At 57.3% G+C, this 15,093-nt stretch carries 8 protein-coding genes and 1 pseudogene; 4 read left to right on the forward strand and 5 right to left on the reverse strand.

Annotated elements, in window-relative coordinates; genetic code table 11:
* Positions 1 to 433 precede the first annotated feature (433 nt).
* Positions 434 to 1,027, forward strand: coding sequence for a PEP-CTERM sorting domain-containing protein (locus H7A51_14695; GenBank protein MCP5537468.1), 594 nt, complete (start codon positions 434 to 436; stop codon positions 1,025 to 1,027).
* Between the two features lie 143 nt (positions 1,028 to 1,170).
* A complete protein-coding gene (locus H7A51_14700; GenBank protein MCP5537469.1) occupies positions 1,171 to 1,746 on the forward strand; it encodes a hypothetical protein in 576 nt (191 codons plus the stop codon).
* 335 nt (positions 1,747 to 2,081) lie between these two features.
* Here the strand turns inward: H7A51_14700 and H7A51_14705 are convergent, their stop codons facing one another.
* From H7A51_14705 to H7A51_14715, 3 genes and pseudogenes are all read right to left on the reverse strand, one after another.
* The gene (locus H7A51_14705) at positions 2,082 to 3,131 is read right to left on the reverse strand and encodes a nucleotidyl transferase AbiEii/AbiGii toxin family protein (protein ID MCP5537470.1); all 1,050 of its coding nucleotides are present in this window, start codon (positions 3,129 to 3,131) and stop codon (positions 2,082 to 2,084) included.
* Positions 3,132 to 3,136: 5 nt separating this feature from the next.
* Entirely contained in the window at positions 3,137 to 3,751 is a 615-nt protein-coding gene (locus H7A51_14710; protein MCP5537471.1) for a hypothetical protein, read from the reverse strand.
* A 217-nt stretch (positions 3,752 to 3,968) separates the two neighbouring features.
* Positions 3,969 to 7,061 (reverse strand): annotated as a pseudogene (locus tag H7A51_14715) (vitamin B12-dependent ribonucleotide reductase).
* Between the two features lie 458 nt (positions 7,062 to 7,519).
* Here H7A51_14715 and H7A51_14720 point away from each other — a divergent pair.
* Positions 7,520 to 10,957, forward strand: coding sequence for a lamin tail domain-containing protein (locus H7A51_14720; GenBank protein ID MCP5537472.1), 3,438 nt, complete (start codon positions 7,520 to 7,522; stop codon positions 10,955 to 10,957).
* A 242-nt stretch (positions 10,958 to 11,199) separates the two neighbouring features.
* On the forward strand, positions 11,200 to 11,934 hold the full coding sequence (locus H7A51_14725) for a PEP-CTERM sorting domain-containing protein (protein ID MCP5537473.1): 735 nt from the start codon (positions 11,200 to 11,202) through the stop codon (positions 11,932 to 11,934).
* 3 nt (positions 11,935 to 11,937) lie between these two features.
* Here H7A51_14725 and H7A51_14730 read toward each other — a convergent pair whose 3' ends face one another.
* Together H7A51_14730 and H7A51_14735 are read right to left on the reverse strand one after the other, a co-directional pair.
* The gene (locus H7A51_14730; GenBank protein ID MCP5537474.1) at positions 11,938 to 12,648 is read right to left on the reverse strand and encodes a hypothetical protein; all 711 of its coding nucleotides are present in this window, start codon (positions 12,646 to 12,648) and stop codon (positions 11,938 to 11,940) included.
* Between the two features lie 138 nt (positions 12,649 to 12,786).
* On the reverse strand, positions 12,787 to 15,039 hold the full coding sequence (locus tag H7A51_14735; protein ID MCP5537475.1) for an alpha-L-fucosidase: 2,253 nt from the start codon (positions 15,037 to 15,039) through the stop codon (positions 12,787 to 12,789).
* Positions 15,040 to 15,093 lie beyond the last annotated feature (54 nt).

Consider the following 15,093-nt stretch of genomic DNA (forward strand, 5'->3'; position numbering starts at 1 on the left):
AATGCGTCCAGTAACGCACGGTATTCCCATGGCGAGTATCATGTGAATCGTTTCTTATATAGGTTGAGCTTGGCCCCATGCCAAGGATATTCTCAAATGATTTTCTTCAGGGTCTTTGCGGCAGGATCGAGAAGCAGATCAAAGGCAGTCGTACCATAGCCGTCATGAAGAGGTCAGCAGCGTGGATCCGCGTTGTTTCCAAGGTGATAGAACACGCTGATCCTCTGCGTCTTTAGCCCATCGACACTCCCTGAAAGTCAGTCAAGCCCATGCATCGCACCGACCAAGTGGCTTGTATTGCTCGTTAGAAATCGATTGAGAGTTGTAGAGAGAATTTTTGGGTTGACGCAGTGTTTGTCGCTTCATAGATAGCCATGAAACGTTCTATAGATCAAAAACTAGAATGAAAAACCCAACGAATATGAACAAGTTTATGCATATCGCATGCGTGGCTGCCGGCAGCATTCTGCTCGGTGCCGGTGAATCACAGGCTGTCACGATCATCCCGGTCATCAATGGTGACTTTGAAGCCCAAACAGGGGACATCGGCGATCCCACGGGATGGTCTGGCGTGGGTAGTTACCGGGTTTACAATGACACTGGCAGCCGGGTTCCCGGGAGTAGGTATGTGAAAGTTCGCACTATAGGCGATGGCGATCTGCTTCAAAAGGGAGCGATCAGCTTCACCGAGAATACTCTCCAGCTTGATGGCTACTTCGCAGGCGATGGTTCTGATATCGCAAAGGTCACACTCTCCCTCCTGGATGCCTCGGACGCCGAGGTTTTTTCAGTCACCGACTCGACAAGCTCCTCAGCGTGGCCAGCATTTCAATTGGTCATTAACGATGTGCATACGACCCATGCCACGGCTACCCAATGGCAGATTCGTCTGGACTACGATAACGTGACCTCAAGTTATGCAGCATCAAAGTTTGATGACATCACGCTGACTGCCGTGCCTGAACCCTCGGCCATGGCCCTCCTGGGCCTCGGTGCCGTGGCCTTCATACTGCGCCGCAGAAAATAACGGTGCGACCAGGGAAAACATCCGCCGCATCGGCAATCCGTTGCATCGGCAATCCGCCGCAGAGACGGGTTGTCGGTCTGCGGCGCGGAGTCGTCGCTTTTTTAGCCTGACAACACAAGCTCCGTCAGGCAGCTTCACCAGGCATGGACATCCCCGCATCCACCTGGCCCGGGCAGCTCCGCTACTGGAGTATCCACTGCGGCCTGACCGCCCTGCCCAGCTTCTGCATCGCCCTGACGTATTTCAACACCCTGGCCAGCATCGCCGCCATGCTGGCGGGTGTCGCCACCTTCGTCATGGCCTACACCGCCGTCACCGCCAGTCCTCTCTACGGAAAAATACACGGCGGCCTGGTCGGCAGGTCCGTCAGGCTGGGCACCCGCATCCGCATGATCATCTCCCTGGTCGGCCTGCCCCTGCTCATCCCGCTCATCGGGCTGGACATCGATACGGCGGAGCCCGCGCCCACGATGGTCTTCACCGCGGACTTCTGGTTCGGCTACGCGGCACTCCTCATCACCGCCATCGGAGGCCAGTTCGTCGGCCTGGATTTCAACTCTGTCGTCAGAGACAGCGCCCCTCCGGGTTTTCTCTTCACCTACCTCACCACCATCGTCGAGGGTCTGCTTATCTCCGTCTCCCTGGTGCTGATCGCGTTCTTCTCCCTGATCATCCTCAACGCCCGCCAGAAACGCCGCGTCTGGCAGCCGATGGACTAAACCGGGGCCTCCGCTCTGGAGTGCGTGTGGCTTGCCCTCGTCCACTCACGCCATGCTGGACAGCAGCCCTCCTCCTCCGTCGGGCTGGCCAGTCGATCGTGCATTGCCACCGCTTTTTCCTGAGTCGGCTTGCCGACTATTCTTTCGGCGCCAGCCGCACTTTATCTTGGCTTCCGGGACGATGAAACCCTGCACGATGAAACCCCGCCGCGCCCCGACAAGTCGGGGCCAGCCGCAGAGCGGAGGCAAGCCGTCCGCACTCCAGGGGCGGTTCTAACTGCAGCCGCAGGCGCGGGAGGATGCAGCCAATGGGAAAACGCCTGCAATGCAGGCTGTTAGTGTCTGGTGTCTTCCCTCTGGATGGTCTGGTTGAAATGGGTTTCCCAATTGCGGAGGGTTGTCAAAATGTCGTCCAGCTGTGGAGGCACGCCAAAAAACATTTCCCGCATTGAACCAAGATCGGATTCGAGTTCTGCCAGGTGGTCATCGGTGGGGATGAGGCGGAGTGCCCCTCGGTTGGCTGTTTCGTAGCTGGCCCAGGCTGAGCGGTAGAAGGAGGTTTTGTGATCCACGACGGCTTGGAGCAGGCCATCGTGCCCGGCAGCTTCCTCACCGATACCGGCTTTAATCATGGCGGCTAGATCGGAGTAATGGCGGGAATAACGCACTGGGAACGATTTGCCATCCGGTAGATGTGCCATCTGATGCAGGATCGTGGCCTTTTCCCAGAAGGTGCGTGTGGCTTTCATTGATTTAACCTCTACGTGAGCTTGCTCAAGGGCATCGGGAATCGCCTCGCTGAGGTATGGCTGGAGGGTTCTGGTTTCCGAGGGCCAGTGGTCTGAGCGTGCGCCAAACTCAATTTTTACGGAAGGACGGAGATAGGAGTTTGCTCCGAGTGTGATGCTTGTGGAGGGATAGAAAAAGGCAAGTGATTGCCCGTCAGGGTCCGTTTCATCTGGTATCAGTGAGTATTCAGCGTTTCCCAGCAGGTTGTGCATTAATTTTTCTAACTCCTCTCTAATATCTCCCTGAACCAAATCTCTTGCAGCCAGAGTCAGTGCCACGTTTTGACGTTTTCTGGCATTGTTGGAGAGTTCAGTGTTTGCAGGATCGGTGTCTCCCTCGAATCCGAGGCTTGCCCGATGAATTGAAAGATCGATATCCTCGGAAAACCTATGGATCAGTCCATAAACTTTGGAGAGAGAGGTTCCGCCCTTAAACAGCAGATTACCCCTTACGCATTCCAGAACGAAGAGGTGTTTGAGTGTCCAGCACACCCAGAAATCTTTCTCGACGACATGAGGTGGCAGGCTCAACTTTGCTGCAGCTTCTTGAAAATAGGCACGACGTTCTTCTGCGGATTGTTGAGCGAGTTTGTCCATGAAGGCTATGAGCTTATGTCTTGGGTGATAGAAAACAGATGAGGATGCATCCATGTGGGGGCATGAATGTGGTCTCTTCTGAGACGTTGCTTGTCTTCATCTGACAACGTTTTCCTGAGGATGGTGAGGGCTTGTTCAGATACCTTATCTTTTCCCATGTAGCGTAGGGCTTGGATTACCAGTCCAGAGATGGTTCCAGCCGTTGTCATCATCCTTGGGCTGCTACGAACCAAGTGGATTTTTTGATTTCCGACTTGGACCGTACGGGTGATGGCGTCTGTGAGATAGACGATATGGGCGGGTACTTGTTGAGAGAGTCCGAGTAGATTCATCGCGTAGGCTCCGGATGGCTGTAGGCGGATTTCATCACGCTCGATCAGGGCCTTGGCAATGGCATCTGGACTGGGGCTAAGTAGGCCGAGCTTGGGGTGTTTTTTAGGGTAGTCGTAGAGTCCTCTAGCCAAACGGCGTATCGTACCAGCCGAGGTAAGTCGAGACAGGGCCATATCGACGGATTTGCGAGGACCTAGGTCCAAAAATCGTTTTGGAGTGAATACCCAACCCCTGCCTTTTCCGTATATTCTCGAAAGTGATTTATTTTGAATGGATTGACGGGGCATTGTCGAGTTTTGTTTGTGGGAAAAAATACTATCTTTTTCCCACAAAACAAGAGCTAATTCATGGAGATTGGTGGGTCGTAAAGTGGCAATATAATAGCATTTAAGAGAGGATAAATCTACAGTGTCTCTGGATGATGTTTAGCACCAGAACCCATCCTCCTCCCCCGGAAGGATGGGTATTCTGACCACAACAATGATCCCTCGATGAGGGGCGGTTCTAACTGCAGCCCTGGCTGGTGCCGCACTCGGTGCAGCAGCCGCAGGCGCCGGCGCGGATGACTTTGTCGCTGCCGCAGTTGGAGCAGGGGGTTTCCATGTAGGCGTTGCCGAGGGCGATGGCGACCCGGTCGTGGTCCCCGACCGGCTGTTTGGCGGGTTCACTTTGACGGGTGAGCTCGGGCACGGGGCGGTTGACCGCTTTCTTTTCCATGTCCTCAATCTCGGGCATGGGGAGTTCCACCTGGTTGTGGTTGGGCGAGGTGCTTTCGCGGTAGCCGGGGATGAAGGTGCAGCCCATCCAGCGGAAGACGTAGTCGGTGAGCGAGTAGGCCTGCCTGATGTCCGGGTTCTTGGTGAAGCCGCTGGGTTCGAAACGCTGGTAGGCGAATTTCTGCACCAACTGCTCTAACGGCATGCCGTATTGCAGCGCCATCGAGGTCAGGGTGGCGGTGGTGTCCATGAGGCCGCCGATGGTGCTGCCCTCCTTGGCCATCTGGATGAAGAGTTCACCGGGGGTGCCGTCGGGGTAGAGGCCCACGGTGATGTATCCCTCGTGGCCGGCGACGTCAAACTTGTGGGTCTTGGAGTCGCGCGTCTCCGGCATACCCCTCCGGACAGGCTGGTCGGCCTGGTGCTTGAGTTTTTCATTCTCCATGGCGAGCTGGGCAAGGCCCTGCTCGAGCTTGGCGATGTGTTCGGCATCGACGCTGACGGTGGAGGTTTTGCCGCCCATGCCGTCGGTTTTCTTGGTATTGAGCGGGGCGGAGCGTTTCGAGCCGTCGCGGTAGATGGCGATCGCCTTGAGGCCGAGTTTCCATCCTTCCACGTAAGTTTCCATGATGTCTTCAACCGTTGCGTTCTCGGGCATGTTGACGGTTTTGGAAATGGCGCCGGAGAGGAAGGGCTGGACGGCGGCCATCATGCGGATGTGGCCGCGGTAGTGCAGGCTGCGCTGGCCGAGGTTGGCCTTGAAGGCGCAGTCGAATACATCCAGATGCTCGGGCTTGAGGCCGCTGTAAACGGTCGTGCCGGTCTGTTCGTCGACGACGTCCTCGATGGTGTCGACTTTTTCAATGTGGGCGAGGATGGATTTGATTTCCTGTTCATCGTAGCCGAGGTGTTTCAGGGCCGGGGCGACGGTTTGGTTGACGATTTTCAACATGCCGCCGCCGGCTAACAGCTTGTATTTCACCAACGCGATGTCGGGTTCAATACCGGTGGTGTCGCAGTCCATCAGGAAGCCGATGGTGCTTAGGTGGGGGCGAGCACGGTGACTGGGGCATTGCGGTAGCCGTAGCGACGACCTTTCGAGCTGGCGGCATCCCAGGATGCTTTGGCGGCTTTCTGGATGTTGGCAAAGCGCTCCGATGGCTCGATGTGTTCAAGCATCGACTTGTGCCGATCGATGACTTCTAACATCGGCTTCTGGTGGAGGCTTCCTCCGGGTGCATGTTACCGCCGTAGCGGGCATCGTGGTAGCCGGGGAAGGGGGCGGTGGCGGCGGCGAGCTCGGCGCTTTGCTCGTAGGCGGTGCCACACATGACGGCGGTGATCGAGGCTGCCAGAGTGCGGGCCTCATCGGGTCGTAGGGCAGGCCGTAGCTCATCAGCAGGGCGCCGAGGTTGGCGTAGCCGAGGCCGAGGGTGCGGAAGGCGTGCGAGTTTTCCGCGATCGGTTTGATGGGATAGCTGGCGCGGTCGACGAGGATCTCCTGGGCGACGATGAAGAGTCGCACGGCCGCCTGGAAACGCTCGGTGTCGAAGCCGCCGTCGGCTTTCCGGAAGCGGACGAGGTTGAGCGAGGCGAGATTGCAGGCGGTGTCGTTGAGGAAAAGATATTCCGAGCAGGGATTCGTCGAGTGTTGGCGTCCGCTGCCCTTGCAGGTGTGCCATGTGTGGATGGTGGTGTCGAACTGCATGCCGGGGTCGCCGCAGGTCCATGTGCCCTCGGCGATCTTGCGGAGCAGCGCGCGGGCGCTCTTCTTCTCGCACGGCTGGCCATCACTGACATTGCGGGTCCAGTAGTCTTTGCCATCGACCGCGGCGCGCATGAACTCGTCACTGGTGCGGATCGAGAGGTTCTCGTTCTGGAACATGACGGAACCGTAGGCATCGCCGTTGTAGGAACCGTCGTAGCCCTGCTCGATGAGCGCCCAGGCTTTCTTCTCCTCGATGGTCTTGGCCTCGATGAACTCCTCGATGTCCGGATGCCAGTCCTTGAGCGTGTTCATCTTGGCGGCGCGGCGGGTTTTGCCGCCGGATTTCACCACATTGGCGACACGGTCGTAAACGCGGAGGAAGGAAAGGGGACCTGAGGGGCGCGCCGCCGCCTGAGAGTTTCTCGCGGGTGGAGCGCAGGGGTGGAGAGATCCGGCTTATGCCGGAGCCGCATTTCTGAACAGCATCGCCTCAGAGCTGGCGAGCTGCATGATGTCCTCCATGTTGTCCTCGACCCCCTGGATGAAACAGGCACTCCCTTGCGGGTATTCATACTGGGTCTTGGCACGCACGGCTTCGCCCGCGGTTTCACTCCAGTGCCAGGTGCCTTGGCCGGCGTCCTTGCCGATGCCGTATTGCTGATAGAGACCGACGTTAAACCACACCGGCGAGTTGAATGCGCCGTGCTGGTTCAGGCAGAGCCAGGTCAGGTCGTTGTAGAAGGTTTCGGCGGATTGATCGTCGGCAAAATAGCCGTCCTGCATGCCCCAGTCGGTGATGGTGCGGGTAACACGGTGGATCATCTGTCGAACCGAGTTTTCACGTCCCCCCTGGTGGGGGTCGGTGCCCTGGGTGATGTCACCGTAGAAATACTTGGAGACAGCAATCTTGGTGGACAGCTCGGACCAGGAGGCGGGGACCTCGACGTTTTCCTGGCGGAACATGATGCCACCCGAGTCGTCGGTGATTTCCGCGGTGCGGTTGGACCACTCGATTTCATCAAAGGGAGAAACGCCTGGTGTGGCGAATGATGCACTGAAAACAAGACCCTTGTTAGGTGTCGAAGCGGGCTGCGGCATGCTCTTGGTGGATGGATTTTTTGTTGCTTGTAAGGCGGTTTGAGGCGCGGGGGCGGTGATGGGAGGAACGGACATTTTAATACGGGTGTTGGGCGTGATAAAGGTGGAAAATACGGGTGGTAAGGGTGATTGAAGCTTGAAAAATAAGCGATCAATAAACTACATGTGGTATGCAGGGGTGATTATTACCCCAACATGTGGGCGGATATCAAGAAAAATGAAGTAAAACTTTGCGAGCCGTTGATTTTAAAGGACTTGGATGGGGAGAGAGAATATGCACACCTGATTTGGGTCGATTGAGGTGTGAAAAATCGTCCGGTGCCTGCGTGTTGGGGTCGCGGGATCATCTGATGGCTGTGAACCCGGTGTAAGCTAGAGGTGTTGGGTTGTGACCTGCGTATTGTTTGGCTGCCCTTTACAGAATCTTAATAGTTTGCCCCGATTTCCACATAGTAAGCAAACAGTGGCACATCAGTGTGTCCAGCGATGGCACTCATATTGGCATCCGGTGCCGCCAATTCTGTATTCGAACCATGAAAATGCATTTATTTCTCCTTGGGTGGCCGCATACGTTGCGGGTGCCTTTTGTCGCCTCGCTTTTACTGATGTCGGTAATTGCCTCGGCTCCTGATTCTGGTGCCGAAGTCGTGATCAACGAGTTTATGGCCAGCAACGACTCGACCCTGGTCGACGGTGATGGCAAGTACTCCGACTGGATCGAACTGCACAACAACGGCGGCTCGGCGGTCGACCTAACAGGATGGTATCTCACTGACGACGAAACGGATCTGACACAGTGGGTTTTTCCGGCCACGAGTATCCCGGCGGGTGGTTATCTGGTGGTGTTTGCCTCCGGCCAGGATGCGGCGGGCTACACCGATGCGGCGGGCTACCTGCACACCCATTTCAAGCTCAGCAAGGATGGCGAGAGTATTGTGTTGGTGCGAGCCGACGGAACGACGATCGAACATTCCACGACCAATTACCCTGAGCAGTCGGCGGATGTAGCCTACGGGCTGGCGCAGGGCTCGTCCTTCACCGAACTTGTTTACCTAACAACACCTACACCAGGTGCGGCCAATACGGGGGGGATAACGGGATATGTGGGTGATACCACATTCTCAGTTCACCGTGGATTTTTTACCGCTGCGTTTGATCTGGAGATCACCTGTGCTACGGCAGGCGCGGCGATCTACTACACGACCGATGGAACCGAGCCCGCGACCAACAACGGCACGCTCTACACCGGGCCGGTCAGCATCAGCAAAACCACGGTGCTTCGCGCCGCGGCATTTGTATCGGGGTATGAGCCGAGCAACGTGGACACCCAGACGTATATCTTTCTAACGGATATTATCGCGCAGGGGACATCGGTCAGCGGACTTGATCCCGCCTTCCCGTCGAGTGCCGTCAACGGCCAGGATTTTGACTATGGAATGGATACGGCGATCACCCAGAGCGCCACCTACTCGGGTGAAATGGAAACGGCGCTGAAGTCGATCCCGTCGATCTCGCTGGTGACCGACCCCGACAACCTGTTCAACTCCTCTACCGGTATCTACGTCAACGCCAGTCAGGAGGGTGAGGCGTGGGAGCGTGAGATGTCGTTGGAGCTGATCAATCCGGACGGCAGCAAGGGCTTTCAAATCAATGGCGGCATGCGTATTCGCGGGGAGTCGAGCACTACGTCATCGAACCCGAAGCACTCGTTCCGTTTCCTGTTTAAATCCGAATACGGTGCCTCGAAGCTGGAGTATCCGTTGTTTGGCGAGGGTGGAGCCGACAGCTTCAAACGACTGGACCTGCGGACCGGGCAAAACTTTTCCTGGGCGAACCAGAACCCGGACGAGGCCACCTGGCTCTACGATATTTTCTCCCGCGACACCCATCGCGATATGAACCAGCCGCACACGCGGGGTGAGTATTACCACCTCTACATCAACGGTATGTATTGGGGGCTCTATCAAACCGAGGAGCGCTGCGACTCGCGTTATGCGGCGTCCTACTACGGTGGCGACAACGATGACTACGATGCGGTGAAAGCCGACGGCGACACGGGCGACATGTATGCCGTCGACGGCACCCGGGATGCCTACGAGGACCTGTGGACGGGTATGACCGCCGGGGTGACGGGGAACGCCTCCTATTTCTCACTTCAGGGGAAGAACGCTGACGGCACGGAAAACAGCAGCGGCACCAAGCTGCTCGATGTTGACAACGTCATCGACTATATGCTGCTGACCTACTTCACCGCCAACCGGGACTCGCCGATCGGGCCTCCGAACTCGGCGACCATGCCGCGTAACCTGACAACGGTCTATAGCCGCAGCCACCCCGACGGATTTAAATTCGTGGCCCACGACAACGAGCACTCGCTGGAGATCAGCGAGGGGGTGAACCACAACCGGTTCAACCAGTCGCTGTCGACATCCTTTAATGGCATCAACCGGATGACACCCTGGTGGATGCATCTGAAACTGATGGGGAATACCGAGTATAAACTACGCTATGCCGACCGGGTGCATCAACATTTTTTCAACAACGGCGCACTAACAGCAACGCAAACAGCCGCACGGATGCAGGTCCGCAAGGATGAGATTTTTTCGGCAGTGGTCGCTGAATCTGCCCGTTGGGGTGACAGTGCCTCATCTGGCGGTCCCGGCGGTGGTCCTCCAGGGGGAGGTCCTCCCGGAGGAGGCACCACGACTACCACCCGCACCCGTAATGTTGAATGGCTGGATGCGGTGGACTGGCTGCTGGATACCTACATGCCGCAGCGCTCCAGCATTGTGTTAAACCAGATTATCGCCAAAGGATGGTACCCCACGGTCGCAGCACCGGAGTTCAGCCAGCATGGAGGTAGTGTGGTCAACGGCTACAACCTGACCATCTCTGGCAGTGGCACCATTTATTACACCACCGATGGCAGTGACCCGCGTGCCGTCGGCGGCACGGCTGTGGGCACGGCATACGGCTCAGCTGTCACCCTAACAAAATCCACCCTGGTCAAGGCGCGGGTGCTCAGTGGCGGCACCTGGAGCGCGCTCACCGAGGCGACGTTTGAGCTGGTTGACGCGTCGCCCTTGCGGGTGACTGAAATCATGTATAACCCGGCGGCGGGAACGTCCGGGGACGAGCTGAACCATGACGACCAGGACTTCGAGTTCATCGAGCTGCAGAACACGGGGACGGAAATCATCGGTCTTGCCGGCCTGTCATTTTGCGGGGGTATCTACTTTAACTTCTCCGAGGGGAATGTGCTGACTCTCGGGCCGGGGGAGTATGTGGTCCTGGTGAATAACCTCGCCGCCTTTACCGCCCGCTACCCGGGTGCCGCCGGCATGAATATCGCCGGAGAATACCGGGGCAAGTTCTACGATCCGGACGGCAGCCTCGACAACGGCGGCGAGGGGATTGTCCTGCAGGACAGCCTCGGCAGGATCATCCTGGACTTTGAGTATGACGACTGGTTTGAGCAGACCGACGGAGCCGGATACTCCTTGACCTTGATAGACCCGTATGACTCGACCAGCACCCTCAGCGACAGCACCTCCTGGAGGTCGAGCGCAGATGTTGGCGGCACACCGGGCGCGGTGGCGACCGACCCGGACAGCGATTCTGACGGCATGCCCGACAGTTGGGAAAAATACCATTTCGGCGGCACGGGCGAAACCGATGACGGCGACTGGGATAAAGACGGAACGGCTAACATAATGGAGTATCTCGCGGGCACTGACCCCGATGATCCGGAGTCCGTTTTCCATATCACCAGCATTGCCCAGGAGCCTGCAGCGGTGGTGCTTCACTGGTCGTCGGTGGAGGGAAAAACCTACACCGTTCAGCGATCCGGGGATCTGACGGACGGCTCGTGGGTGGATGTGGAAACCGGTATTCCGGCAACCGCGCCGACCAATACCTACACCCACGCCATCAGCGGAACCGCCGCGTTTTACCGGGTGGTGGTGGAGTAAAAATCCGGCTAATCAACTGCTTGGTCTGCTCGTTGTGACACAGGTTCAATCGTTAGAAAGCCCGGTTGTGAGGTGCCGACTGCTTTGCGGAATGATTCTAACTTTACCAGAGTATCTAAAACAGACAGGGTATCATTTTGTTGCGTTTGTTGGCTAACGAAATAAAACGAAAGAAAATTCTTTATTAGGGGGCTGTATTTTGTATTTTGCCGATCTCTCAAAAAGAACCTGAAACAACCTTGATGAAAACATCCTTTAAAAAAACATGTGTCCTGATGGCAGCTGCCTCGCTCCTGGGTTTTATCGACCGGACTGATGCGGCGGTGGTTACGTATAATTTTGGTGGTACTTTTGTCTCGTCGAAATGGAATGCAGACAGCTCCAACGTCACGAGAACGCCAGGCGGGCCAGTTTCGGGTTCCTTTTCAATCGATACAGACACGATGATGGTGAGTGCATTATTTGTCACCACGGAGTTTTACAGCCTGTATGGAACCAATCAACAAGTGATGGGGGCAACCTATAATTATGGTGTCACGGCGATGGCGGACGATTTGTTGGGCACCAAACCAGCAAGCACATATAATATCAGCGGGATGCCGAGTTTGCCTGTCTATATAGGCCTGACAACAGACCTCACAGGAGGAACCGATGTGGATGGTGCAGGCCCCAGGGGAAACGGGTCCATGATCATGATCATGGATAGCGTGCCGTCGGGCACATTTGGTGTGCGCGCATTCCGGCCTTATCTAACCCTGTTGATGGAGGGTGTGGATTTCAGCAGTTATATACCATCAACACTGAGCCTTGATGTTTACGAACACGTATACAACGTCAATATCGGCAATGGTGTAGCCGGATATTCCGGAGCGCAGAACCTGACAACGCTAACAGCAACCGTCGTCCCGGAGCCATCCGCTATTTGGCTGCTCGGACTTGGAGGGCTTGTGGCGGCGTTCAAGCGTTCGCGGCGCTAGAGCCTACCAATTAAAAATCACCGGGGCGGGGACGATACGGACCTGGCCGGGGCCGTTGTTTTTCTTGCGGGTGACGGAAGTGACCACGCCTTGTTCAAACTCGACGGTGGTGCGGGATTTTTCCTCGGTGGTGATGTGGGAGAGTTGCCGGTAAGCGTTGCCGGTGTAGGGATCGATGACGGTGCGGTAGTGTTTTTGTTCCTCGGTGACGACCCAGTCCCACTTCCCGGACTCGCCTGTGGCGGTTTGTTTGACTTCGGTTTCGGTTGGTTGGCCGAGAGACTTGGCGACCTCCTCGAGGGTCATCCCGATGGCGACATCCTTGTTGGCGATCAGCTCGTTGATGAGGATCTGGCGTTCGTAGAGTTGTTTGAGGTTGGCGATGAAGTTTTTGTCCTTGGAGGCGAGCAGTTTGGGATCGACCCAGCCGATGACACCGGCGTGGCTGGCCTGTCCCTTGACACGGTAGGCCCTTTCGGTCATGGCGAGCAGCTCCACCTTGGTGCCTGCGTTGAAGGCGCCGAGTCGGCGTCCGCCCTTTTTGGTGGCGTAGACTGTGGCGGGCTGGGCAACGAGCAGCGTGATCGTGTGTTTGACGTGTTCGTTGAGATAGATGACGTCGGGATCGTTATCGAGCAGCGACTTTTTCGGAGCCGCGGACACGGGGATGAGCAGCGATGCAGAGAGTGCTAGGAGGGTGGCGGCGTGTTTCATGACAGGTCAGGATAGCTCGGGTTGTTGTTTTTTCCAATGGATAAATACCGCAGGTCGCCACAGCATTTGTGGTGAGGCCTGTATGGGTTCGACGGTGGCAGGGTGCTGTCTATTCAAGGGAAAAGCGAAAACGGGCACTTATTTTCCGAGCACCCCGATTTCCGCCGCGCCGGCGTAGGGTTTGCCCTGGGCGCCGGTTTTCGAGGTGAAGCGGAGGTAGCGGGCGCGGCAGGGCTTTTTGAAGACCAGGGATCGCTGGGTGGGGTCGTTGACCAGGTTGCCGAAGGTGAAGTCACCGGCGTGGTGCCAGGTTTTGCCGTCGTTGCTCAGTTCGATGGTGCCGCTTTCCACCATGCTGTCCGGCACTGGCCGGTCTTGCCTGGGCAGGTAGGTGACGCCGGTGATAGTGTGCCCCCTGCCGAGGTCGATGGCGAGGTGGTGCGGGTGCGGCTGGTTGGTTTCCCAGGAGCTGTGCCAGAAGGTTTTCGGGTCGCCGTCGATGGCCTTGGCGGCGGCGAAGGTGGCGTTGTGTTCGCTGGAGCAGGAGAGGATTTTCCATCCCTTGTTAGAAATACCGAAGCGGGTTTCTGCGACGGCACCAAGTTGATGGCCGTCATAGCTGCACGCCTTGACGGTGCCTCCCTCGGGTAAGTCGAGCGGCTTCGTGTAAACGGCGGACCCGGGGGTGGGGTCGCTGCCGTCCAGGGTGTAGTGGATCGCGAGACCGGACTTTTTGCTGGTGGCGAGCGTCACCATGCCGTCGCTGGTGCGCGTCATGCTGACAGGCATGGGTGCCGGGGCGTAATAGTGCGCCGAGAAGGTGGCGATGGTCGGCTGCAAGCGCGAGCCGAGCACCCGCAGGCGGAATTGATCCGTGGTGACGGGGTCAAAACGAAGGATGCGTTTGTAGCCGATGGTGGTGGCCCTGGCGACCTCTTTCCAAGTACCGTCGAGCCATGCATCCAGGGCGTGCTCGCGCACCCGCTGCCCGACCGACTGGATGTTCTCCTGGAGCACGATGCGGTTGACCCGCCGGGCTTGGGTGAGCTTGACGGTAAATTCACCGGTTTGCCCGTCAGGCTGCCAGTAGGTTGTTAGGTTGTTGTCAAACAGCCCATTTGCCGCCGAGCTGGCGCCATCGGCAAGGTTGGTGCCGTAGGTGGAGGTGATTCTTTTTCCCACCTCCAGAAGGGTCGCCTCGTCGCGTGCCGAGAATTTCCCCATGTTGTTAGGCGGTACGTTCAGGAGCAGCACTGAGTTGCCGCCGACGGAGCGTTCATACATGTCGAAGACGTCATCGGCATCGCGGACCTTCTGCTCGCTGTCGTTGCGCCAGAACCAGCCGTGGCGGATGGAGACATCGGTTTCCGCGATGAGGTAGTAGAGGTGTTTGACCTGGTGCTGCTTGCCGTAAACCTCGTAGGTTTTGGCGGTGAGGTGTGGATCGGAGCCGATGTCGTCCTTCGGTCGGTCGAAGCCGGAGGTGGCCATGCTTTCCACGGGCAGCACATTCCACTCGCTGGCCCGGGTTCTGCCCGCCTCGTTGCCGCACCAACGCACGTCCGGACCACCGAAGATGGCGGCTTCGGGCGCGAGTCTGCGGATCATTTTAAACCACTCGTCACGGATGTAGGTCTGGCCGCCCTTGCGTTTCGGGTGGGCGCCGTCGAACCACACCTCGTGGATCGGGCCATACTCGGTGAGCACCTCGTAGAGCTGGTTCATGAAGTAGCGGTTGTAGTCGTCCGCCTTGACCTTGAACGTCGGCAGTCCTTTGTCGACCTCACGTTGTTTCAGTGGGTTGGTTTTGAAACTGGCGGGGTCGGTGGGGATGACGCTGTCGCGGTACTTGCTCAGGTTTCCGTAGAGGCCGTCCTTGCTTTCGATCTGATAGAGGTCGGCGGGGGAGATGTAGATACCGAGCTGGAGTCCGTATTTTCTACAGGAGTCCGACAGCAGTCGGAGTACATCGCCCTGGCCGTTTTGCCACGGCGACTGGTGTACGGAGAAGGTTTTGTTATAGCGCGTCTGCCAGGTGCAGTAGCCATCGTGGTGTTTGACGGTGATGACCACCTTGCGCATGCCGGCGGCCTTCATGATGCGGCACCACTGGTCGGTGTCGACCTCCGGCGGATTGAATGCCTTGGCGTTCTCCTTGCCACTGCCCCACTCGCGTCCGGTGAAGGTGTTGGGGCCGAAGTGGATGAAGCCGTTGAACTCGTTGAGGTGATGGTTGAGCTGCGCTTTGTTAGGCACCACCCTGGCGGCCTTTTCGATGATGGTTTCCGGGCTGTCGGTCGGTTTGATCTCAACCGAGTGTTCGTAGGCCAGGCCGGGTGTGGCAAGGGAAAGGAGTAGGGCGGTCAGAATAGTGTGAATCTTCAAAATCATGGCTGCATTCATACAGAGCCTGCCGGGGGATGGAAGGCAAATTGCATCGCGCTT

Source organism: Akkermansiaceae bacterium, from assembly GCA_024233115.1.
In the GTDB taxonomy this organism is placed as follows: Bacteria; Verrucomicrobiota; Verrucomicrobiia; order Verrucomicrobiales; family Akkermansiaceae; genus Oceaniferula.

What these genes read in the sequence shown, in the direction of transcription:
- H7A51_14695 (MCP5537468.1), top strand. Translation starts at nt 434, where the DNA reads ATGCATATCGCATGCGTGGCTGCCGGCAGCATTCTGCTCGGTGCCGGT.
- H7A51_14700 (MCP5537469.1), top strand. Translation starts at nt 1,171, where the DNA reads ATGGACATCCCCGCATCCACCTGGCCCGGGCAGCTCCGCTACTGGAGT.
- H7A51_14705 (MCP5537470.1), bottom strand. Translation starts at nt 3,131, where the DNA reads ATGGACAAACTCGCTCAACAATCCGCAGAAGAACGTCGTGCCTATTTT.
- H7A51_14710 (MCP5537471.1), bottom strand. Translation starts at nt 3,751, where the DNA reads ATGCCCCGTCAATCCATTCAAAATAAATCACTTTCGAGAATATACGGA.
- H7A51_14720 (MCP5537472.1), top strand. Translation starts at nt 7,520, where the DNA reads ATGAAAATGCATTTATTTCTCCTTGGGTGGCCGCATACGTTGCGGGTG.
- H7A51_14725 (MCP5537473.1), top strand. Translation starts at nt 11,200, where the DNA reads ATGAAAACATCCTTTAAAAAAACATGTGTCCTGATGGCAGCTGCCTCG.
- H7A51_14730 (MCP5537474.1), bottom strand. Translation starts at nt 12,648, where the DNA reads ATGAAACACGCCGCCACCCTCCTAGCACTCTCTGCATCGCTGCTCATC.
- H7A51_14735 (MCP5537475.1), bottom strand. Translation starts at nt 15,039, where the DNA reads ATGATTTTGAAGATTCACACTATTCTGACCGCCCTACTCCTTTCCCTT.